Raw genomic sequence first — 22,843 nt, forward strand, 5'->3', positions numbered from 1 at the left:
CAGTTCAGGAGCATTGCGATGAGTACCGACGATAAACGCATCCGCGAATTCGCCTATCAGATCTGGGAATCCGAAGGAAAACCCGAAGGCCAGGAAGCCCGCCACTGGGAGATGGCGCGCAAACTGGCAGAAGCCGAAGCCCTGGCACCCAAAAAACCAGCCAAGGCAGCGGCGAGCAAAACCCCGGTCAGCAAAACGGCCAATGGCAAGGCTGGTGAGAGCAAAGTCGCTGCGCCCAAAACCAAAGCCAAGCCTGTAGCGGCCTCGAAAGTAATCCCGCCGGGAGAAAAGACCGCCGAGAAAAAGCCCCGGGCGGCGCGAAAACCGCCAGCGGTTTGAGGCTGTCCTGACAGGGCTTGTGAAGAGTCACCATGAATATTGAGCCTTATGGCCTCATCGCGAGCAGGCTCGCTCCCACATGGGATCGGTGTCGTTCAAATGTTTGCGGCCCGTTCCTGATAAATGTGGGAGCGAGCCTGCTCGCGATGGCGGCGTACCAGTCGCCATAGGTTTTGAGTTTGCAGGAGCACTTATGACCAGCCCAAAGAAATCCGCAGCGCCTCCCCCGCGTGCCGAAGCCACGCGAATCCGCGAAGGCCTGCCCTTCCCGCTGGGCGCCACCTGGGATGGACTGGGCGTCAACTTCGCCCTGTTTTCCGCCCATGCCACCAAAGTTGAACTGTGCCTGTTCGACGACACCGGCGAGGTGGAACTCGAACGCATCGAACTGCCCGAATACACCGACGAGATCTACCACGGCTACTTGCCCGACGCCCATCCGGGGCTGATCTACGGCTACCGCGTCTACGGCCCCTACGACCCGGCCAACGGCCATCGCTTCAACCCCAATAAACTTCTGATCGACCCCTACGCCAAACAACTGGTAGGCAAGCTGAAATGGTCCGAAGCGCTGTTCGGCTACACCATCGGCCACCCCGACGCCGACCTCAGCTTCGATAAACGGGACAGCGCGCCCTTCGTGCCCAAATGCAAGGTCATCGACCCGGCGCACACCTGGGGCCACGACCACCGCGTCAGCGTGCCGTGGGACAAGACAATCATTTATGAAACCCACGTGCGCGGCTTCAGCATGCGTCACCCTGCCGTCCCCGAAAACCTGCGCGGCACCTTTGCCGGGTTGATGGTCGATGACGTGGTGGAGCACATCCGCAAGCTCGGCGTGTCGTCCGTGGAACTGCTGCCGATCCATGCGTTCGTCAACGACCAGCATTTGCTGCACAAGGGCATGACCAATTACTGGGGCTACAACAGCATTGCGTTCTTCGCCCCCGATCCGCGTTACCTGGCCAGTGGCAAGATTGCCGAATTCAAGGAAATGGTCGCGCACCTGCACGAAGCCAATCTGGAGGTGATCCTCGACGTGGTCTACAACCACACCGCCGAGGGCAACGAGCAAGGCCCGACCCTGTCCATGCGCGGCATCGACAACGCGTCCTACTACCGCCTCAAGCCCGATGACAAGCGCTTCTATATCAACGATTCCGGCACCGGCAACACCCTGGACCTGAGCCACCCATGCGTACTGCAAATGGTCACCGACTCCTTGCGCTACTGGGCCTCGGAAATGCACGTGGACGGTTTCCGCTTCGACCTGGCGACCATTCTTGGGCGTTACCACGACGGCTTCGACGAACGCCACAGTTTCCTCGTGGCCTGCCGCCAGGACCCGGTGCTGCGCCAGGTCAAACTGATCGCCGAACCCTGGGACTGCGGCCCCGGCGGTTATCAGGTCGGCAATTTCCCGCCGGGCTGGGTCGAGTGGAACGACAAATTCCGCGACACCGTGCGCGCCTTCTGGAAAGGCGACGATGGGCAACTGGCGGATTTCGCCAGCCGCCTGACCGCTTCGGGCGAAATGTTCAATCAGCGCGGCCGCCGCCCCTATTCATCGGTAAACTTCGTCACCGCCCATGACGGCTTCACCCTCAACGATCTGGTGTCGTACAACGACAAGCACAACGAGGCCAACGACGAAGACAATCAGGACGGCAGCAACAACAACCTGTCGTGGAACCACGGCGTCGAAGGCCCCACCGACGATCCCGACATCAACGCATTGCGCCATCGGCAGATGCGCAATTTCTTCGCCACCCTGCTGCTGGCCCAGGGCACGCCGATGCTGGTGGCCGGCGACGAATTCGCCCGCACCCAGGACGGCAACAACAATGCGTACTGCCAGGACAGCGAGATCGGCTGGGTCAACTGGGACCTCAGCGAAGACGGCAAGGCCCTGCTCAAGTTCGTCAAACGCCTGATCAAGTTGCGCCTGACCTACCCGATCCTGCGGCGCGGGCGTTTCCTGGTGGGTAATTACAACGAGGACATCGGCGTCAAGGACGTGACCTGGCTGGCGCCGGACGGCACGCAAATGACCACCCGGCATTGGCACGATGCGCACAATCGCTGCCTGGGCATGCTGCTCGATGGACGCGCCCAGGAAACCGGCATTCGCCGCAAAGGCGCCGACGCAACGTTGATGCTGGTGGTCAACGCGCATCACGACATCGTCAATTTCCGGCTACCGGAAGTGCCTGACGGCGGTTTCTGGACCTGCATGATCGACACCAACCAGCCGTCGGTCCACGGCCAGGAGCGCTTCGAGTTTGGCCACGAGTACTCGGTTACCGGCCGCTCGTTGCTGCTGTTCGAGTTGCAGCATGAGGAAGAAGAGTAACGAGGAGGTTGAAAAATCACGGCGCCACTGCCGCAGAGCGGAAAAATCATTCTGGATAAGCTCGCGACGCGACGAATAGCGTTACATGAGCAATACTCGATTCGCGGCCATCCAGGGTCGGGATTGTCGCACCACGCTATCCACCAGCCCTCACGGGTCGGCCGGGCTTGACTCGCGCACGACTGAAGGCGCAGCAGAACAAGGACGTAATCCCCATGAAATCAGTTTCCGTCAGCGAAGCCAGCCTGCCATCACACATCTGGAACAGCGCCCCGCAACTGGACAGCATCCCGGTCATCAGCACCCAATCCCTGGTGCCTATCGGCGCACGCGCGGTGCTCATTGCCCCGCACCCCGGCGATGAAGTCGTGACCTGCGGCGGCCTGCTGCAATTGCTCAGCAACCTGGGCCACCCGCTGCAATTGATCTCGATCACCGACGGCAGCGCCAGCCATCCGGGCTCTCGACAGTGGTCGGAAAAGCGCCTCAGTGTATTTCGCCCCCAGGAAAGCGTCGAAGCCATCCGCCGACTCGGGTTGCCGATGCATAGCCTGAAGTGGATTCGCGGCGGGTTTACCGACAATGCCCTGGTGGAACACGAAGAACAGATCGCCCAATTCATCGCGCGCTACCTGCGTCCCGGTGATGTGGTGTTCAGCACCTGGTGCGAGGACGGCAACGTCGACCACGACACCGTCGGCCGGGCAAGCGCCAGGGCCGCGGCCTACGCAGGGGCATCCTACAACGACGTACCGCTCTGGGCCTGGCACTGGCCGGCTCGGGACCGGGAGCTGATTCCCTGGCATCGTGCGCGCAAGGTGCGCCTCGATACCTGGACCGTCGCCCGCAAGAGCCACGCCATCCACGCCTACGCCAGCCAACTCGACGGCGAGCCGGCCATCGGCCTCGCGCCATTGCTGCCGCGGGCGTTGCTCGAGCGTATCCGCTTGCCTTATGAAATCGTGTTGATTTGAAAGCGCAACCCATCAGACTGAACTGCCTGCCGACGTATCAGTCGCATACATAAGCAGCCCTGAATCAGAGGAGTGGATGTGGCCAGTCATTCAAAACGGCAGGTAGCCCAATCAACGCCATTGAACACACCCCCGGCGATTCATCGGCTTCGCGTGCTGACGGTCAACACCCATAAGGGGTTTACCGCACTCAACCGGCGCTTCATCCTCCCAGAGTTGCGTGAAGCGGTGCGCAGTACGTCGGCAGACCTGGTGTTTCTGCAAGAAGTCGTCGGCGAGCACGACCGCCACTCTTCCCGCTACAACGATTGGCCACAAACCTCACAATATGAGTTTCTCGCCGACAGCATGTGGGGCGACTTCGCCTATGGGCGCAACGCCGTCTATCCCGACGGTCATCATGGCAATGCCCTGCTGTCGAAATACCCGATCCGCGAGTACCGAAACCTCGATGTTTCCATTACCGGCCCGGAACGTCGCGGCTTGCTGCACTGCGTACTGGATGTGCCGGGGCATAACGAAGTGCATGCCATCTGCGTGCACCTCAGCCTGCTGGAAAGTCATCGTCAGCTGCAGTTGCAGTTGCTCTGCCAACTCCTCGAATCCCTGCCTGACCAGGCACCGGTAATCATTGCCGGCGACTTCAATGACTGGCTGATGCAGGGCAATGCCGCCCTGGCCCGTCGCGATTATCTGCACGAAGCCTTCGAACGCCACCATGGCCGCCCGGCCAAAACCTACCCCGCGCGGTTTCCCTTGTTGCGCCTGGACCGCGTCTACCTGCGCAATGCCAGCAGCCACGAGCCGCAAATACTCGGGAACAAGCCGTGGACGCACCTTTCAGACCATTTGCCGTTGGCGGTGGAAGTGCATCTTTGAATCAGGTCGAAACCCGACAACGGGGACCCTTTGGGGGCGTGCGGGTTGAAACCGCTCTGATTCGAAGTTTTTTAACGATACTTCGAACAAACAAGTTCCTCGACCGTCGAACTGGGGCTGGGCCTGGTCGCCAGGGTGATACCGACCGTGAGCCTGTACATCAGCGTCGACTACAGCAGCGACGTGGATGACAATGATTTGAACGGATTGATTGGCAGCCTGGGTGTGCGGATGCGCTGGTAAAAACTGGTATTTCTTACAGTATCCGCGACCCTGCCGGTGATGCATTGTGATGGGCACGTCACCCTGATCGAGGCCGTCACGGATGTTTATGGACCATGCGCATCACGGCACACCGGTTCTAGCGGTTTCAGATCCCCGTGGCCTGGGGATCAGGACCATTCAATACCATCGGCGGCTGGCGGCCGATCCGCTTGAAGCGCGGGTCACGCATCAACGCTTCGATGCCGCTGGGCGGTCGGTGGCCAGTCGCGATCCGTATTTGTTTGCCTTGGCGCAGAACGATGCGTCGGTGCCGGCCAACCTTAGCCAGGTGTTCAGTTTGTCCAGCGTACCGTTGTCGAGTGACAGCGTGGACGCGGGTTGGCGGCTGGCGTTGCATGGCGGGGCCGGACAGCGCGTCGAGGCTTGGGACGGGCGCGGCAGCCATTCCCTGACTGAGTTCGATGAACTGCTGCGGCCGGTGGCCGTGCATGAACGTGGTGAAGATGTCGCCGAGCATGTCCTTGAGCGTTTTACTTATGCGGGAGTCGATGCCGGCGCGGCATTGCACAACCTGTGCGGTCAGTTGATTCGCCACGACGACCCAGCGGGGACGCTGCACTTGAATGATCTCGGCATCGGCGGCGCGGTGCTGCAACAAACACGGCATTTCCTGCTGGATACCGATACGGTGAACTGGCCCGACAGCGTGCCCGCCCGCGATGCATTGCTTGAACCCGCTGACGGCGCCAGCACCGCGCTGCACTATGCCGCCAGCGGTGAACTGCTCCGGCAAATCGATGCCCTCGGGAACCGTCAGCGCTTTACCTACACCGTCGCCGCCGAGCTGAACGACACGCGACTGACCTTGGCCGGTGCAGGCCAGACAGAACGGACGCTGGTCAGCGATCTTCGCTACAACGCCTCCGGCCAGATCGAGTCGGAAACCGCCGGCAACGGCGTCATCACCCGCCACCGCTACGATCCGGCGGATGGCCGCCTCATCGGCCTGAGCGCCCACAAAGCCAACGGCACGCCGCTGCAGGACTTGAAATACAGCTACGACGCCGCCGGCAATGTGCTGAGCCTCGAAGATGCCGCCCAACCGATCCGCTACTTCAACAACCAGCGCATCGAACCGCTCAAGACCTACTGTTACGACACCCTCGATCAATTGATCGAAGCCACCGGATGGGAGGCCAAAACCGGCCATGGCGGACCTGCCCTGCCCGACCTGCAACCCTTGCCCCTCGACCCCAACCAAGTTGCACAGTTCACCCAGACCTATCACTACGATGCGGGCGGTAATCTGCTGGACCTGACGCATGTCGGCGCTCAGGCCCATGGCCGCACCTTGACCCGCGCCCAATACAGCAACCGTTGCCTGCCCGAACGCAACGACCGTCCTCCGACCGAAGCCGAACTGGCCGCCGGTTTCGATGCCAATGGCAACCTGCGTGAGTTGCAAGCGGGCCAATCGCTCGCCTGGGACCTGCGCAATCAACTGTCCACGGTGCGCCCGGTCGTCCGCGAAGACGGCCATGACGACTACGAACGTTATATCTACGACGGCGGCGGCCAACGGGTGCGCAAGGTGCGTGCAAGCCAGACCAACGCCCTAACGCTGATCAGTGAAGTGCGTTACCTGCCCGGCGTGGAAATTCGCAGCCACGGCGGCACCGGTGAAATCCTTCATGTGATCACCGCCAGCGCTGGCAGCAATAGCGTGCAGATGCTGCACTGGGTAGCCCAAAAGCCGGATGACATCGCCAACGACCAGGTGCGCTACAGCCTCAACGACCACCTGCAATCCAGCGCACTGGAACTGGACCAAAACGCCGACCTGATCAGCCAGGAATGGTATTACCCGTTTGGCGGCACGGCGTGTTTTGCGGCCCGCTCGGCCACTGAAGCCAAGTACAAGACCGTGCGTTATTCAGACAAGGAACGAGATGCGACGGGGCTTTATTACTATGGGTTCCGGTATTACGCGCCATGGTTGCAGCGGTGGATCAATCCCGATCCGGCGTGGGCGGTTGATGGATTGAACTTTTACAGGATGGTTAGGAATAATCCTGTTGCGCTGCATGACCCGGACGGGTTGTCACCACATGGAGATATGGCACGAGAATTAATGGCATCGAAAAGCTTTGAGAAGTTTTACGCCAAAAATTCTGAGTTCGCGCTCAAAGCGATGTTAGAAACATATATCGAAAATGGACATGACCCGAAAATCGTTTCGAAAGCAATAGAAAGAGTTCGAAGAGAAATGAGTGCACTCGATGAGCGAATTGCCGAGCAAATGAGCAATCTCGCCATCACCGCCCCCCAAAAAAAACTTCGAAAACCCTCGCAAGAATATGCCTACATGAAAGAATTCAAAGCCATCTATTCCACAAATCGTGGTTCAACTGCAATCAATAGCGCCATGAGAACGGGAACCCAGATTTCCATTAACGGTAAAAAAGTGCTACGTGAATTAACAGAGCGAGTTGGAGACCAGGAATTTTCTGGAAAGGAAGGTAAAGAAATAGCAAGGCTCATCGAAATTATCGCTAACGGTTTTAACCTGCACAACACAGAACAAATCAGCCACCAACTTTACTATCAAACCAACGCAACACTAACCACCTACTATCGCGGCCAAGACATATCAGCTACAGGACTAAATGAACTTATCTCAGCAAAGGAAGAGGGAACCGTTTTTCATTCAACGAGTTTTCTTTCGGTATCCAAGGAAAAGAGCGTTGCTGAAGGATTCATGCACGGAACCAAGCCACTCCTAATAACGATAAATGGATTTAGCGCCTCAAATGTAATTTCACGATACTCGGTGCAAAGTGAAAAAGACTTAGTATTTACACCGCATGCAGATTTTGTAGTTACCAGTATCGGAAAACGCGAGAGCAACCAGAACCAATACGTTGTTAACCTTAAAGAAATACGAGGACACACTGGCACTCGCACCGCAATGCCATATTAAAACTTTGAATGTAGCGCTGGAGTGTGGCACTGGGTTGCAGGCTCACTCCAGAGCGTCTACTTCAGGTCTGAATTACCCCTCCGGCCGCAACATCAACACCGCCAACGGCGGCAAATTCAGCACCAACGACAACGCCTGCCCATGGCTCGGCGTCTCCTCGGCCAGCGTCCCGCCACTATTGCCGTAGTTGGAACCGGCATAAATAGACGAATCGCTGTTGAGCACCTCACTCCACTGCCCGGCAAACGGCACCCCGACGCGATAAGCCTCTCTCGGTACCGGCGTAAAGTTGGCCACTACCAGCACAGGCCGGCCGTCCTTGCTCCAGCGCAGCCACGCATAAACGCTGTTGATCGCGTCATCGCCAATCAGCCACTGGAAACCCTGCGGCACATCGTCCTGCTCGTGCAGCGCCGGCTCTTCGCGGTACAAGCGATTGAGGTCAGACACCAGTTTCTGCACGCCCTTGTGCTCGGGGTATTGCAACAGGTACCAGTCCAGCTGCTGGTCATGGTTCCATTCTCGCCACTGGCCGAATTCGCAGCCCATGAACAGCAGTTTCTTGCCCGGATGCGCCCACATGAAGCTCAGGTAGGCCCGCAGGTTGGCGAATTTCTGCCAGCGGTCGCCGGGCATCTTGTCGATCAATGAGTGTTTGCCGTGCACCACTTCATCATGGGAAATCGGCAGGATGAAGCGTTCGGACCAGGCATACACCAGGCCAAAACTCAGCTCGTTATGGTGATGGGCGCGATACACCGGGTCTTGCTGGATGTAATGCAGCGAATCGTGCATCCAGCCCATGTTCCATTTGTAGGCGAAGCCCAGGCCGCCCTGTTGCGTGCCCAGGCTGACGCCCGGCCAGGCGGTGGATTCTTCGGCGATGACCAGCGCACCGGGCGCTTCCAGGGCCACCACGTCATTGAGGTGGCGCAGGAAGTCGATGGCTTCCAGGTTCTCCCGCCCGCCATGGCGGTTCGGCACCCATTCGCCAGCCTTGCGCGAGTAGTCGCGGTACAGCATCGAGGCCACCGCATCGACCCGCAGGCCGTCAACGTGGAAATGCTTGAGCCAGTGCAGCGCCGACGCCAGCATGTAGCCGTGCACTTCGGTGCGCCCCAGGTTGTAGATCAGCGTGTCCCAGTCCTGATGGAAACCTTCCTGCGGGTTGCCGTACTCGTACAACGCGGTGCCATCGAACTGGGCCAGGCCGTGGATATCGGTGGGGAAATGCGCCGGCACCCAATCGAGGATCACCCCGAGCCCGGCCACATGGCAGGCGTTGACGAAGGCGGCGAACTCGTCCGGCGTGCCATACCGCGCACTCGGCGCGAATTGCGACAACAACTGATAGCCCCACGAACCGCCGAACGGGTGCTCCATGATCGGCATCAGTTCGATGTGGGTAAAACCCAGGTCTTTTACATAGGGAATCAGTCGCTCGCTCAGTTCGGGCCAGGTGTACTGGCGGGCCACTTCGCCCAGGTCATCCAGCTCACATTGCCATGAGCCGGCGTGCAATTCGTAGATCGACAAGGGCGCAGTCACCCGGTGGCGGTCGCCCCGGGTCAGCATCCAGTCCTGATCCTGCCAGTCGACGTTCAAGGGTGAAGCGACTTTCGAAGCGGTGTCCGGTGGCAGGCTGGTGGCCAGTGCCACGGGATCAGCCTTCAACGGCAGAATGCCGTGGGCGCCGAGAATCTCGTATTTGTAGGTGTCCCCGGCTTGCAGCCGCGGGATGAACAACTCCCAGACACCGGTGGGATGACGCAGGCGCATCGGATGCCGGCGCCCGTCCCAGACGTTGAAATCACCGACCACCGACACCCGCCGGGCATTCGGCGCCCACACGGCGAAACGCACGCCGTCGACGTCGTCCACGGTCTTGAGTTGCGCGCCCAGGCACGCACTGAGGTCGCGGTGATTGCCTTCGGCGAACAGGTACAAGTCCATTTCGCCCAGCAACGGGCCGAAGCTGTAAGGGTCTTCGGCCGTTTGCTCGCCGCCGGCCCAATGGGTGCGCAGCAGATATGCTTGCACACGCTGGAAATGCCCGACGAACAACCCCGGTGTCGCTGTGGCTTCAAGATTCCCAAGCGCTTCGCCCGAGTCCCTGGCCAGCACTTCTACACTCAGGGCGCCCGGCAGATACGCGCGAATGAACTGCCCGCCCATGCCATCGGCGTGCGGGCCGAGAATCGCAAAAGGGTCGATATGCTCGGCGCGCACCAATGCATCGATATCCCGTGCGCTGGGCAGCAGCGCTTCTTTGTGATGACCCTGTTCCTTGTTCGAGACACTCATGACTACTCTCCACCAAGATCGGAAAAGGGTTTGATCCCACTCAATAATCCATATAAACCGTGCAACGGCACGGGCAACCAGGTGGGGCGATTTTCCGCCTCATAGGCCACTTCATACGCCGCCTTCTCCAGACCGAACAGCGCCAGCGCGGCATCCTCACCTTCTGGATCTTGCCATGCATGGGCAAGACTAGCTGCCGCCAGCCGATAAGCGTCGACAAATGCTTGCCGCGCTTCGCTCGAGTAGCGATCGGTGACCCGCAAGCGCGCGGCAGCAGCTGTCGCGGTGTTATCGAGGCTCTGCACATTGATCGCCATCGCCGCCGCATAGTCGAAGGAACGCAGCACACCGCTGACATCCTTGTACGGACTGTGTTTGCCCCGTCGTTCATGCAATGGCCGCGCCGGTTCACCTTCGAAGTCGATCAGGTAGGCATCGCCCTTGATCACCAGTACCTGCCCCAGATGCAGATCGCCGTGCACACGAATGCGCAGGCCACCCGCAGTCTTTTTGCCTAACGCTTGCACATGGCCGAGGATGACTTTTTTGTTGTCCAGCAAATGGCTGACCAGGGTCTGGTCCGCCGGGTTCAGTTGATTTTTATGCTGCTTGAGCAAGTTCAACGCGTGATCGATTTGCGCCGCGACATCCCTGGCCGAAGCCAGCGCCTCCTTCGGTGTGGTGACCTGTGGCAAGAAGTCCGGATTGGCACTCGGCGCTGCCAGTACCTGATGCATTTCTCCCAGGCGCCGACCGAGCATACCGGCGAAATCTTTCAGTTCGCCGAGCGCGTTGTAGTGTTGTTCCTGCTCGGACACGGCGTCGGCCAGCTCATCGCGCAGCGCCCGCTCGAGGTTGTTCTGCGTCCACTCCCAGGCGTCGCCCTGATTGCTCAGATAGCCTTGGGCGATCATCAGCAGGTTGTCTTCACCCGCCGCATCACGGCGCACCACCGCACCCAGCAATGGCGAAATATTGCTGAACCCGGCGTTGGTCAGATACGCGCTCATTTCCAGTTCCGGATGCACGCCTGAGGCGACCTTGCGGATCAGCTTCAGCACCAGGCTGTTGCCGATCACCACCGAGCTGTTGGACTGCTCGGCCGACAGGTAGCGCACCGGGGACTCGGCATTGAGGCCGAGTTTTTCAAGTTCCGCGGTGGACTCGAAGCGAATGTCGCCATCACTGGATGCCAACACGGTGCCGGCCTGAATGCCCTGTAATACGGCATGCACAAAGGTGTCCAGGCTGAAGGCATCGGTGATCAGGCCGACCTGACGTCCACGCCGTACCCGCGACAACGCCAACTGCTGCGGCAACGGAGTACCGACCTGATCCTCGGAAATAAAGCCGAACGGCAACTGGTAACGACTGACCTGGCCAGCGCTGGTGACTTTGATCTCACTGAACAGCACCGGATGCTGCGGATCGCCGAAACGCACGCCATAGGCCAGATCGACCTGTTCAATGGCGGCGTCCTTGCCGGCGAACCAGCGGCGGTTTTGCAACCAGTTCGGCAAGATGCTTTGCTCCAGCGTGGTGCGTGACGGCGCTTCGAGCAGCTCTTCCATGCGTTTTTTCAGCACCAGCGTGGTGAAGTCCGGCAGGCTATGTGCGGGTTCCACGTGCCAGCTCGGCATCTGGTTTTCCGCGGCGAGTCCGAACCAGTAAAAGCCGTAGGGTGCCAGCGTCAGAAGGAAATTCAGCTGGCCAATGGGCGGGAACGCGTTACCCCCGAGCATTTCCACCGGCACCATGCCAACGTAGGCCGACAAATCCAGCTCGGCGGCCTGGGCACTGCGCGACACATTGGCCACGCACAGAATGACTTCGTGCTTGCCATCCACCCCGGTGTATTCACGGGTGTAGGCCAGAATCCGTCGGTTGCTGGGCGACAGCATCTTCAACGTACCGCGCCCGAAGGCCTTGGATTGCTTGCGCACGGCAAGCATGCGCCGGGTCCAGTTCAACTGCGAATGCGGATCGCCGGCCTGGGTTTCGACGTTGACCGACAGGTAGCCATATTGCGGGTCCATGATCGGCGGCAGCACCAGGCTGGCCGGGTCGGCGCGGGAGAAACCGCCGTTGCGGTCGATGGACCATTGCATTGGCGTACGCACGCCGTCGCGGTCGCCGAGGTAGATGTTGTCGCCCATGCCGATTTCATCGCCGTAGTACAGGGTCGGCGTGCCCGGCATCGACAGTAGCAGGCTGTTGAGCAGCTCGACCCGGCGGCGGTCGCGCTCCACCAAAGGCGCCAGACGGCGGCGAATGCCCAGATTGATCCGTGCGCGGCGGTCGGCAGCGTAGTAATTCCACAGGTAGTCGCGCTCCTTGTCGGTGACCATCTCCAGGGTCAGCTCATCGTGGTTGCGCAGGAAAATCGCCCACTGACAATTGGCGGGAATATCCGGGGTCTGGCGCAGAATGTCGGTAATCGGGAAGCGATCTTCCTGGGCCAGCGCCATGTACATGCGCGGCATCAACGGGAAGTGAAAGGCCATGTGGCATTCGTCGCCGTTCAAGCCTTTTTTATCGGTGTCGCCGAAGTACAGCTGTGTGTCCTCCGGCCATTGATTGGCCTCGGCCAGCAACATGCGGTCGGGGTAGTTGGCGTCGATTTCGGCGCGGATTTTTTTCAGGACGTCGTGGGTTTCCGGCAGGTTCTCGTTGTTGGTGCCATCACGTTCGATAAGGTAGGGAATGGCGTCCAGGCGCAAGCCGTCGATGCCCATGTCGAGCCAGTAACGCATCACCGACAGCACCGCTTTCATCACTTGCGGGTTATCGAAGTTCAGGTCCGGCTGGTGGGAGTAGAAGCGATGCCAGAAGTATTGGCCGGCGACCGGGTCCCAGGTCCAGTTGGACTTTTCGGTGTCGAGGAAAATGATGCGGGTGCCGTCGTATTTCTGATCGTCATCGGACCACACGTAGAAGTCCCGGGCGGCTGAACCTTTTTTGGCCTTGCGTGCGCGCTGGAACCACGGGTGCTGGTCGGAGGTGTGGTTGATGACCAGCTCGGTGATCACCCGCAGGCCGCGTTTGTGCGCCTCGGCAATGAACCGCCTGGCATCGGCCATGGTGCCGTAGTCACTGTGCACGCCACGATACTCGGCGATGTCGTAACCGTCATCGCGCCGTGGCGAGGGATAGAACGGCAACAGCCAGATGGTGTTGACCCCGAGGTCGGCGATGTAGTCGAGCTTGGCGATGAGGCCGGGGAAATCGCCAATCCCGTCGTTGTTGGAGTCGAAATACGATTTGACATGAACTTGATAGATCACCGCGTCCTTGTACCAGAGCGGGTCCTTGATGAACGTGGCTGCCTTGGGTTTCTTCGCCATGTGAAACTCCTGGTGAATTCGACTTGGCCACAGGCTGAGACTTCTGTGGCGAGGGAGCTTGCTCCCGCTGGGTTGCGGAGCAACCCTATGCCATTTGACAGGTGCACCGTGTTCAAAGGGATTACGACTGCTTCGCAGCCGAGCGTGAGCAAGCTCCCTCGCCACAGAAATTGTGGTGTTCTCAAGAGGGGGTAATCCTCCAAATCCCGAACGGCTGGTACGCCGGGTCGATCCGCATGAACTGCTGCTTGCCGTGCCAGGTCCAGCGATGGCCATTCATCAGGTCTTCGCCCTGGGTGCTGGCGTCATCGGGCAGGCCCATATCCCACAACGGCAACTCAAAGCTCGCTTCCTGCACGTTGTGCGGATCGAGGTTGACCGCCACCAGAATGAAATTGCTGCCGTCAATGCTGCGTTTGCCGAAGTACAGGATGTTGTCGTTCCAGGCGTTGTAGACCTTAAGGCCCAGATGCGTGTGCAGCGCCGGGTTCTGCCGGCGGATGCGGTTGAGCTGGGCGATCTCGGCAATGATGTTGCCCGGCGCGTTGAAGTCCCTGGGGCGGATCTCGTACTTCTCGGAGTCAAGGTACTCCTCCTTGCCCGGCACCGGCGCGGACTCGCACAACTCGAAACCCGAATACATGCCCCACAGGCCCGAACCCATGGTCGCCAGCACGGCGCGGATGAGGAACCCGGGACGCCCTGAGTCATGCAGGAACGCCGGGTTGATGTCCGGTGTATTGACGAAAAAGTTCGGCCGGTAGCATTCGCGCCACGGCGATTCGTTGAGCTCAGTGAAGTAGCTCGCCAGTTCGGCCTTGGTGTTGCGCCAGGTGAAATAGGTGTAGCTCTGGGAATAACCGACCTTGCCCAGGCGCGCCATCATTGCCGGGGTGGTGAAGGCTTCGGCGAGGAAGATCACCTCGGGGTACAACGCCCGTACATCGGCGATCAGCCACTGCCAGAACGGCAAAGGCTTGGTGTGCGGGTTATCGACGCGGAAGATCTTCACACCCTCCTCGACCCAGCCCACCACGATGTCGCGCAGTTCCACCCACAGGCTCGGAATCGCCTCGGGGGCATAGAAGTCGACGTTGACGATGTCCTGGTATTTCTTCGGTGGGTTCTCGGCATATTTGATCGTGCCGTCCGGCCGCCAGTTGAACCAGCCGGGGTGTTGCTTGAGCCAAGGGTGGTCCTGGGAACACTGGATGGCAAAGTCGAGGGCGATTTCCAGGCCATGGGCCGCGGCGGCCGCCACCAGTCGCCGGAAGTCTTCGCGGGTACCCAACTGCGAGTGAATCGCCTCGTGGCCGCCCTCCTCGCTACCAATCGCATAGGGGCTGCCCGGATCATCGGGGCCCGCTATCAGGGAGTTGTTCGGGCCTTTGCGGTAGCTGCGCCCGATCGGGTGGATCGGCGGGAAATACAGCACGTCGAAGCCCATGTCCTGAATCATCGCCAGCCGTGAATGCACGTCATTGAAGGTGCCATGGCGCGCCGGACTGTCGGTGATCGAACGCGGGAACAATTCATACCAACTGGCGAACTGCGCCAGTTCGCGCTCCACATCCACCGGGTACTCCGGGCTCAGGCTCAGGAAAGCACGATGATTGGCGCGAGCCATGAGGTCGGCACTACGAGGGTGCAAAAACAGCGCGACCTGCTCGGCTTCGAGCAGTCCTGACAGTTCATGGTGCAAGGCTGCCAGTTGCTCGCTGAGTGGCCCTTCGCTGCGTTCGGCGGCTTGTTGCACTTGAATCCGCCCTTCCTGCAGCTCCAGGCTGACGGGCACCGCCGCCGCATGTTTCTTTTCCAGTTCGTAGCAAAAACTGGCGAACTGATCGATCCAGGCTTCGATACAGAACAGATAACGACCCTGGTTCTCGACATGGAACTGCCCTTGCCAACCGTTGTTGCCCAGATCGTGCATGGGCGCGCTTTGCCAGACGTCTTCGTCCTCGGCCCGCCAGCGTACGCGAACCGCCAGTTTGTCATGCCCGTCGGCAAACACCTTGGCGGTCACCACTATGTCCTGCCCCACCACGGCCTTGACCGCGAACTGCCCGCCTTCAAGGGTCGGCATGATGTTTTCCATGACGATACGCGGCAGCAACAACGCCTGCGACAGCGGCATGTGCGGGTTGTAGCTCAACTCAGTCGGTTTTTCAGCCGTCATCGAGCCTCTCTCCTGACGCCCCATGGACGCGCGTGTGTCTGGTCGCCATCCCGCTGGACTGTCCGCCCCGGGATGCACTTACTTAGGTTCCGAGCGACAGTCGCCGGGAAAGTTTCATCTGTAATTTGCGCAATCAAGTCTTTGGCGCAGCGGTCAATCCACTGGTCCACCTACTTAAGCACGACTCACGCCATGTGCCAGTGGAGGTTTGAACAATGAACAATGAACAATCCATTCCTGGCACGATCCCATGGCCAAAGGAAGAACCGCCAACGACGATGCCGCCGGTGATTGTGAATCCGCAATGAAGACGGTTGATCGCTCCTGCGTCGAAAGCAGGGAAGATCATAAAGAATGTATGACTCTTCCCAAGAACGCGTAGTACCGATCCTAAAGCGGAAATTCTGCCCCCCCGACACTTTACGAAACGCATATCCCACGCCTTATATAGCCATCACTCCGTCAGCCTTGAGCGTGGCCAGCCATGAAAACGTTTTTTCCCAGCGTCAGCGAATTCACAGACAACGCTAGCGCACAGCACCACGCGCTCAACCGTGAACGACCAATCGACGGCTGGCCTCCCTTTGAAAATATTCAACTACGAATTTCTTTGCTTCGAAGCCGAACGCAACCCCTCAGAACCATCAACCAGAAGCTCAATCATCAGGGATCTGGAGAATCATCTACTGCACGGTGATATTGACTACAGCCAGCACGAACTCTCGGAAACGCCGCGCAACGTGCAGGAATCAGGCTGTGAAAAAACCTCCGCTGACAGACAGGCGCGGTGGTTGGACGCCGGCACTTGAAAGCCACCGACAGTGATTCGGTGATTTGACCGGGATTGATCAGCGCCTGCCGCCGCTGTTTTAGATGGCCTCCTGCGCTCAACTGTGACGGGTGCTTCAAGTTGTCGCAGGCAGTGCGCCCAGCACCATCTGATCCGCTTTTTAATGCAATACCTGAGTCTGTTATGCAAACAGATCGCCGCTCATAGTGCTCATGCCTGATGGAGGCTGATGAGCGAAAGACCATGAGCGAGAGAATCCCCGTCCGAACCGTAGAAACCTTCGAGCCTTCGCGTCCAAAGATGAAGGCCAAATCCAGCGACAACCACATCCACACCCGCAGCTTCACCGGGTTGTTCCGCAACCTGCGCATCAGCGGTGCGGGTGTTCTGTTTTTGCTGTTTTTCGGCACCGTGTGGTTGAACTGGGGTGGCCGCCAGGCGGTGCTCTGGGATCTTTCCGAAAGCAAATTCCATATCTTCGGCGCGACTTTCTGGCCACAGGACTTCATCTTGCTGTCGGCGCTGTTGATCATTGCCGCCTTCGGCCTGTTTGCGATCACCGTATTCGCGGGACGGGTCTGGTGCGGCTACACCTGCCCGCAAAGTTCGTGGACCTGGATCTTCATGTGGTGCGAGAAGATCACCGAAGGCGAGCGCAACCAGCGGATCAAGTTGCAAGCCGCGCCGTGGGGTCTGAACAAGCTGATGCGGCGCGCGGCCAAGCACACCTTGTGGCTGGTCATCAGCCTGCTGACCGGCCTGACCTTCGTCGGCTACTTCACGCCGATCCGGCCGTTAGCCGAAGAGCTGCTGAGCTTGCAAATGAGCGGCGTCAGCCTGTTCTGGGTGCTGTTTTTTACCGGCGCCACCTACATCAATGCCGGTTGGCTGCGTGAAGCGGTGTGCATGCACATGTGCCCCTACGCACGGTTCCAGAGCGTGATGTTCGACAAGGACACCCTGACCATTTCCTACGACGTGGCCCGAGGCGAAAACCGTGGCCCGCGCAAACGCGAGGTCAAACCCGCCGAGGTCGGTTTGGGCGATTGCATCGATTGCCAGCTCTGCGTACAGGTCTGCCCGACCGGCATCGACATTCGCGATGGCTTGCAGATGGAATGCATCGGTTGCGCCGCGTGCATCGACGCCTGTGATTCGATCATGGACAAGATGGGCTACGCCCCAGGATTGATCAGCTATACCTCCGAGCATCAGTTGCAGGGTGGCAAGACCCACCTGCTGCGTCCGCGCCTGATCGGCTACACCGCCGTGCTGCTGGTGATGATCGCCGCCCTGGTGGTGGCGCTGGTGGAACGGCCGATGGTGTCCCTCGACGTCAGCAAGGACCGCGGCCTGTTCCGCGAGAACAGCCAGGGGCAGATCGAAAACATCTACAGTCTGAAGGTGATCAACAAGACCCAGCAGCGTCAGGACTATCAATTGAGCCTGGTCGATGCCGATGGTTTCGAGTTGCGGGGCAAGACCGGGTTGAGCCTGGCACCGGGGGAGATTGTCGATGTGCCGGTGTCGGTGGCGATGCTTACGGAGCGCCCGGCCAGCAGCTCACAGAGCATCGGCTTCAAGGTGGTCGACCACGATGAGCCCGACGTCTACAGCGTGGCGAAGAGCCGGTTTGTTGCGCCGATGAATCGCTGAACCTTTAAGATGCAGAGCTTTAAAGATCGCAGCCTTCGGCAGCTCCTACGCACGCAAGCCGATCCATTGTAGGAGCTGCCGAAGGCTGCGATCTTGGCGGTACGACCGTCCCCTTTCTCCAAATGACACCCAACCGGGCTTTTGATGAAACGCTACGAAAAATTCGCCGACGACATCGCAGAACTGATCCGCTCCGGCGTCCTCGGCCCGGGCCAGCGTGTACCCTCGGTGCGCTATGCCAGCCAGACCTACGGCGTCAGCCCGTCGACGGTGTTCCAGGCCTATTACCTGCTGGAACGTCGCGGGCTGATCCGCGCTCGCCCGCGCTCCGGCTACTTCGTCAACGCTCATGCAACCCGGCCGTTTTCCGAACCGGTGATCAGCAATCAGGTCAACGAATCCACGGAAGTCGACGTCAGCGAACTGGTGTTCTCGGTGCTCGACTCGATCAAGGACCCGAACACTGTGCCCTTCGGCTCGGCGTTCCCCAGCCCGACGCTGTTTCCCCTGCAGCGCTTGTCCCGCTCCCTGGCCAGCGCCAGCCGCGCAATGGACCCGCGCATGGTGGTCACCGACATGTCGCCGGGCAACCCGCAACTGCGTAGGCAAATCGCCCTGCGCTACATGGTCGGCGGGCTGATGCTGCCCATGGAAGAACTGCTGATCACCAACGGCGCGCTGGAAGCCCTCAATTTGTGCCTGCAAGCGGTGACCCAACCCGGCGACCTGGTGGCCATCGAAGCCCCGGCGTTCTATGCCTGCCTGCAAGTGCTCGAACGCCTGAAGCTCAAGGCCGTGGAAATCCCCGTGCACCCGCGCGACGGCATCGACCTCGGTGTGCTCGAGCAAACCCTGGAGCGCCATCCGATCAAGGCCTGCTGGTGCATGACCAGCTTCCAGAACCCCATGGGCGCGACTGTGCCCGAGGCCAAGAAACAGCAGCTTGTGGAACTGCTGCGCCGCCACCAGGTGCCGCTGATCGAAGACGACGTCTACGCCGAGCTGTATTACGGCCAGCAAGCACCGAAACCGGCCAAGGCCTTTGATACCGAAGGCCTGGTGATGCACTGCGGCTCGTTCGCCAAGAGCCTGGCCCCCGGCTATCGCATCGGTTGGGTCGCCGCCGGGCGTTATGCGCAGAAAATCGAACGACTGAAACTCATGACCTCACTCTGTGCCTCGATGCCGGCCCAGGCCGCCATCGCCGATTACCTGCAACACGGCGGCTACGACCGGCACCTGCGTAAATTGCGCCATGCACTGGAAGACCAGCAAAGCGCCATGCTCGCCGCCATCGCCCGCTATTTCCCCGCGCAAACGCGGGTCAGCCAACCGGCGGGCGGGTACTTCTTGTGGCTGGAATTGCCGGAACAGATGGATTCGCTGAAGTTGTTCCAGATGGCGTTGGCGCAAGGCATCAGCATTGCACCGGGACCGATTTTCTCGCCGGCGCAGCGGTTCAGGAGTTGTATTCGGTTGAATTACGGGAGCCCGTGGGATGAGGCTGCGGAGAAGGCGATGGAGACGTTGGGGCGGATTGTGCGGTCGTTTTGATGGTTGGATGTTGCCTGCACTATCGCCTTCGCGAGCAGGCTCGCTCCCACAAGGGTTTATCCGTGTACACAATATCTGTGAACACTGGATATCCACTGTGGGAGCGAACCTGCTCGCGATGAGGCTATATCCAACAACACAAAACTGAAGCGTTAACGCCCACCACCAAGATCAACAAAAGTCCCCGTCGCATAGGAGGCCTTGTCCGACAGCAACCAGACAATCGCCTCCGCCACCTCATCCGGACGCCCGCCCCGGGCCATCGGAATCGCCGATTCCAGTTTGCTGACCCGGTCCGGATCGCCGCTCAAGGCATGGAAATCGGTGTAGATGTAGCCCGGGCGGACGGCATTGACCCGAATCCCCTCGCCCGCCACTTCCTTGGACAGGCCGATGGTGAAGGTGTCCAGCGCACCTTTTGAGGCTGCGTAGTCAACGTACTCGTTGGGCGAGCCCAAACGCGAGGCCACTGAAGACACGTTGACGATGCTGCCGCCCTGCCCGCCGTGCCTGGGCGACATGCGCAGGATCGCGTGTTTGGCGCAGAGGATCGGCGCCAGGACGTTGGTTTTCATGATTTTGAGAATGCGGAACTCGGACATCTCGTCGACCCGGGACTTCTGCCCGACGGTGCCGGCGTTGTTCACCAGCGCGGTGACCCGGCCCAGTTCACTGTCCACCCGATGGAACAGCGCGATGACTTCGTCTTCGATGCTGACGTCGGCCCGTACTGCAATGGCTTGCGCACCGAGGGCGCGGACTTGCTCGAGCACGCCGAGTGCAGCCTGTTCGTCGGCCTGGTAGTTGATGCAGATCCGATAGCCCTGCGCGGCGGCCAACAGAGCGGTGGCGGCACCAATGCCGCGGCTACCGCCGGTGATGACGATGACTTTGTCCATGCGAGCTTTCCCCCCAATCAAAGCTTAAGCGGTCGGGGGCAAGAATAACCGCCATTGACGGTTTTTGCATGAATTCGACAGTGCATTGTGGCGAGGGAGCTTGCTCCCGTTCGGCTGCGAAGCAGTCGCGATTTGAGGTTACTGAGAGGGCTGAAAAGCGGGGGCCGCTTCGCGCCCCAGCGGGACGGTGCGGCGTTCCGACAAGCTCCCTCGCCACGGGTCAATTGGCAACCGCCTCCCCGCGATGGATTTCCACCATGAAGCCTGCGGCCGGCAACGGATGCCCGAGCAAATAGCCTTGCAACGAATCGCAACCGAGTTGAGTCAGGAAGTCCTGCTGCACGCCCGTCTCCACACCTTCGGCGACGATGCGCAACCCCAGCGCCTGGCCGAGGGCGACGATGGCCGAAACGATGGCGGCGTCATCGCTGTCGTGCTCCAGGTCGCGGACAAAACCGCGGTCGATCTTCAGTTCGTTGGCCGGCAGGCGCTTGAGGTACATCAAGCTCGAATAGCCAGTACCAAAATCGTCGATGGACAGGTCGACGCCCATTTCCGACAGCTCCTGAAGCACCGTCATGCTCGCATCGGCATCGCTCATGGCGGTGGTTTCAGTGATTTCCAGGGTCAGGCTGTTGGCCGGCAGATGGTGTGTCGCCAGCGCCTTGGCGACGCTCTGGACCAGCCCGGCATGACAGAACTGGATGGCCGAAAGGTTCACCGCAATGCGCCAATCGGTGTAGCCCGACACGTACCACTCGCGCATCTGGCGGCAGGCTTCGTTGAGCACCCACTCGCCAATCGGGATGATCAGGCCGGTTTTTTCCGCCATTTCGATGAATTTGTCCGGCAACAGCAGCCCTTGCGTCGGGTGCTCCCAGCGCAACAAAGCCTCGGCGCCCACCGGACGGCCATTGGCAGCGTCGAACTTGGGCTGGTAATACAGGCTGAATTCCTGCTGTTCCACGGCATTGCGCAAGTCCTGCAGCAATTGCAGCTGTTTGCGGGCGTTGCTGTTCATCGAGGCATCGAAAAAACTGTAGCCGTTTTTACCCGCGCCCTTGGCGTGATACATCGCCGCGTCGGCGTTCATCAGCAACTCGTGGGCGGACTGCCCGTTACCCGGGTAGAGCGCAATGCCGACGCTGGCGGAAATGTGCAAATCATGCTCGGCAACCCGGAACGCCTGCGCGATCAGCCCGACCTGACGGGCCGCGAGGTTCAAGGCGTCGATCTGCTCGCTCAATTGCACCAGCAACACGAACTCATCGCCGCCGATCCGCGCCAGGGTGTCCTGGCTGCGCAAGTCTTCGCGCAGGCGCAAGGCTACTTCGCGCAACAGCAAATCACCCATATGGTGACCAAAGGCATCGTTGACCGGTTTGAAGCCGTCCAGATCGATGAACATCAGGGCAAAGCAGCCACCTTGTTCCCGGACCCGCGACATGGCCTGATCGATGCGATCGGCAAGCAACATCCGGTTCGGCAACCCGGTCAGGGTGTCATGCAGAGCCAGTTGGGTCAGTTCACGGTTGGCCTCGGTCAGCGACTCGGCCAGGCTCGCGGTGCGGGCCTCCAGGCGCGCATCGAGGATCGAGGTCAGCAAAGCGATGCTCAGCACCGCCAGCGTGGTGACCAGCACCAGATTGTCCAGGCCCTTGCCGCTCAGGCCATTGACCGCCGCCCCGCAAAAACTGCCATCGGCAAAGCGTGCGGCCGCCATGCCGGTGTAGTGCATGCCGACGATGGCGATACCCATGATCACGGCGGCACCACCACGGATCAGACGGACATAAGGCGTGTGCTGGCGCAGGCGGAAAGCAATCCACAATGCCGCGCCCGATGCGCCGACCGCGATCACAAGCGAAGCGCCGAACAGCGTCGGATCGTAGTCGATCCCCGGTTGCATGCGCATGGCGGCCATGCCGGTGTAGTGCATCGCGCTGATACCGGCGCCCATGACCAACGCGCCAAAGGCCAGCTGCCAGGCGGGCAATTGCGGTTGGCTGACCAGCCACAGCGCAAAACCGCTGGAGAGCACGCCAATCAGCAGCGACAACAGGGTGATCGTGCCGTCGTAGCCCAGATCGATCGGCAACTTGAACGCGAGCATGCCGATAAAGTGCATCGACCAGATGCCAATGCCCATGGCAATGGCCCCGCCCGCGGTCCACAAATGCACGGCGCGGCCTTTGGCGGTGGCAATGCGTCCGGTCAGGTCGAGTGCGGTGTATGAGGCGAGAATCGCTACACAGAGTGAAATGATGACCAGGGTGGGGGAATAGCTACCGATGAACATGGGGACTTCTCGCGCATGCCCCCCTTATTGGTATTGTTTCTCGCGGGGGGGCAAATGCGGCGATT

The 22,843-nt window shown here is 60.0% G+C and carries 13 protein-coding genes and 1 pseudogene; 9 read left to right on the forward strand and 5 right to left on the reverse strand.

The window, feature by feature from the left end:
* The first annotated feature begins 18 nt into the window (after nucleotides 1–18).
* The 6 genes and pseudogenes from KW849_RS05965 (at nucleotide 19) to KW849_RS05990 (ending at nucleotide 7,753) form a co-directional block, all read left to right on the forward strand.
* Nucleotides 19–339, forward strand: a complete 321-nt coding sequence (locus tag KW849_RS05965) for a DUF2934 domain-containing protein (RefSeq protein ID WP_218428549.1) — start codon at nucleotides 19–21, stop codon at nucleotides 337–339.
* A 193-nt stretch (nucleotides 340–532) separates the two neighbouring features.
* Complete coding sequence (glgX, locus tag KW849_RS05970) at nucleotides 533–2,695, forward strand: glycogen debranching protein GlgX (protein WP_218428550.1); 2,163 nt, start codon at nucleotides 533–535, stop codon at nucleotides 2,693–2,695.
* A 215-nt stretch (nucleotides 2,696–2,910) separates the two neighbouring features.
* A complete protein-coding gene (locus KW849_RS05975) occupies nucleotides 2,911–3,669 on the forward strand; it encodes a PIG-L deacetylase family protein (protein ID WP_218428551.1) in 759 nt (252 codons plus the stop codon).
* Nucleotides 3,670–3,747: 78 nt separating this feature from the next.
* Nucleotides 3,748–4,548, forward strand: coding sequence for an endonuclease/exonuclease/phosphatase family protein (locus KW849_RS05980; protein WP_218428552.1), 801 nt, complete (start codon nucleotides 3,748–3,750; stop codon nucleotides 4,546–4,548).
* A 96-nt stretch (nucleotides 4,549–4,644) separates the two neighbouring features.
* Nucleotides 4,645–4,791 (forward strand): annotated as a pseudogene (locus KW849_RS05985) (autotransporter outer membrane beta-barrel domain-containing protein); the annotation flags it as partial.
* A gap of 88 nt (nucleotides 4,792–4,879) precedes the next feature.
* Entirely contained in the window at nucleotides 4,880–7,753 is a 2,874-nt protein-coding gene (locus KW849_RS05990; RefSeq protein WP_256357086.1) for an RHS repeat domain-containing protein, read from the forward strand.
* Between the two features lie 72 nt (nucleotides 7,754–7,825).
* Here KW849_RS05990 and glgB read toward each other — a convergent pair whose 3' ends face one another.
* The 3 genes from glgB to KW849_RS06005 form a co-directional block, all read right to left on the reverse strand.
* Complete coding sequence (gene glgB / locus KW849_RS05995) at nucleotides 7,826–10,057, reverse strand: 1,4-alpha-glucan branching protein GlgB (protein WP_218428553.1); 2,232 nt, start codon at nucleotides 10,055–10,057, stop codon at nucleotides 7,826–7,828.
* 2 nt (nucleotides 10,058–10,059) lie between these two features.
* Nucleotides 10,060–13,401, reverse strand: coding sequence for a maltose alpha-D-glucosyltransferase (gene treS, locus KW849_RS06000; protein ID WP_218428554.1), 3,342 nt, complete (start codon nucleotides 13,399–13,401; stop codon nucleotides 10,060–10,062).
* 181 nt (nucleotides 13,402–13,582) lie between these two features.
* Nucleotides 13,583–15,580 (reverse strand): alpha-1,4-glucan--maltose-1-phosphate maltosyltransferase, encoded by a 1,998-nt coding sequence (locus KW849_RS06005; protein ID WP_218428555.1) that lies wholly within the window; start codon nucleotides 15,578–15,580, stop codon nucleotides 13,583–13,585.
* Nucleotides 15,581–16,134: 554 nt separating this feature from the next.
* On the opposite strand from KW849_RS06005, the gene KW849_RS06010 reads away from it, so the two are divergent.
* The 3 genes from KW849_RS06010 to mapR all read left to right on the forward strand — a co-directional run bounded on the left by KW849_RS06010 (nucleotide 16,135) and on the right by mapR (nucleotide 19,580).
* Nucleotides 16,135–16,389, forward strand: coding sequence for a hypothetical protein (locus KW849_RS06010; protein ID WP_218428556.1), 255 nt, complete (start codon nucleotides 16,135–16,137; stop codon nucleotides 16,387–16,389).
* A gap of 224 nt (nucleotides 16,390–16,613) precedes the next feature.
* Nucleotides 16,614–18,026 carry a cytochrome c oxidase accessory protein CcoG gene (ccoG, locus tag KW849_RS06015; protein ID WP_218428557.1) on the forward strand — a complete coding sequence of 471 codons (1,413 nt, stop codon included), beginning with the start codon at nucleotides 16,614–16,616 and terminating at the stop codon, nucleotides 18,024–18,026.
* 144 nt (nucleotides 18,027–18,170) lie between these two features.
* On the forward strand, nucleotides 18,171–19,580 hold the full coding sequence (gene mapR / locus KW849_RS06020; RefSeq protein ID WP_218428558.1) for a GntR family transcriptional regulator MpaR: 1,410 nt from the start codon (nucleotides 18,171–18,173) through the stop codon (nucleotides 19,578–19,580).
* A gap of 152 nt (nucleotides 19,581–19,732) precedes the next feature.
* On the opposite strand, the gene KW849_RS06025 is transcribed toward mapR, so the two are convergent.
* Nucleotides 19,733–20,479 (reverse strand): SDR family oxidoreductase, encoded by a 747-nt coding sequence (locus KW849_RS06025; protein ID WP_218428559.1) that lies wholly within the window; start codon nucleotides 20,477–20,479, stop codon nucleotides 19,733–19,735.
* 220 nt (nucleotides 20,480–20,699) lie between these two features.
* Nucleotides 20,700–22,778: a bifunctional diguanylate cyclase/phosphodiesterase gene (locus KW849_RS06030; RefSeq protein ID WP_218428560.1), complete on the reverse strand. Its 2,079-nt coding sequence runs from the start codon at nucleotides 22,776–22,778 to the stop codon at nucleotides 20,700–20,702.
* Nucleotides 22,779–22,843 lie beyond the last annotated feature (65 nt).

Source organism: Pseudomonas sp. PDM26, from assembly GCF_019219185.1.
GTDB lineage: Bacteria > Pseudomonadota > Gammaproteobacteria > Pseudomonadales > Pseudomonadaceae > Aquipseudomonas.

Excerpts from the sequence above, each read along its gene's own strand:
- KW849_RS05965 (WP_218428549.1), top strand. The coding sequence starts at position 19 with ATGAGTACCGACGATAAACGCATCCGCGAATTCGCCTATCAGATCTGG.
- KW849_RS06025 (WP_218428559.1), bottom strand. The coding sequence starts at position 20,479 with ATGGACAAAGTCATCGTCATCACCGGCGGTAGCCGCGGCATTGGTGCC.
- KW849_RS05975 (WP_218428551.1), top strand. The coding sequence starts at position 2,911 with ATGAAATCAGTTTCCGTCAGCGAAGCCAGCCTGCCATCACACATCTGG.
- mapR (WP_218428558.1), top strand. The coding sequence starts at position 18,171 with ATGAAACGCTACGAAAAATTCGCCGACGACATCGCAGAACTGATCCGC.
- KW849_RS06030 (WP_218428560.1), bottom strand. The coding sequence starts at position 22,778 with ATGTTCATCGGTAGCTATTCCCCCACCCTGGTCATCATTTCACTCTGT.
- treS (WP_218428554.1), bottom strand. The coding sequence starts at position 13,401 with ATGGCGAAGAAACCCAAGGCAGCCACGTTCATCAAGGACCCGCTCTGG.
- KW849_RS05990 (WP_256357086.1), top strand. The coding sequence starts at position 4,880 with ATGGACCATGCGCATCACGGCACACCGGTTCTAGCGGTTTCAGATCCC.
- ccoG (WP_218428557.1), top strand. The coding sequence starts at position 16,614 with ATGAGCGAGAGAATCCCCGTCCGAACCGTAGAAACCTTCGAGCCTTCG.
- KW849_RS06005 (WP_218428555.1), bottom strand. The coding sequence starts at position 15,580 with ATGACGGCTGAAAAACCGACTGAGTTGAGCTACAACCCGCACATGCCG.
- glgB (WP_218428553.1), bottom strand. The coding sequence starts at position 10,057 with ATGAGTGTCTCGAACAAGGAACAGGGTCATCACAAAGAAGCGCTGCTG.
- glgX (WP_218428550.1), top strand. The coding sequence starts at position 533 with ATGACCAGCCCAAAGAAATCCGCAGCGCCTCCCCCGCGTGCCGAAGCC.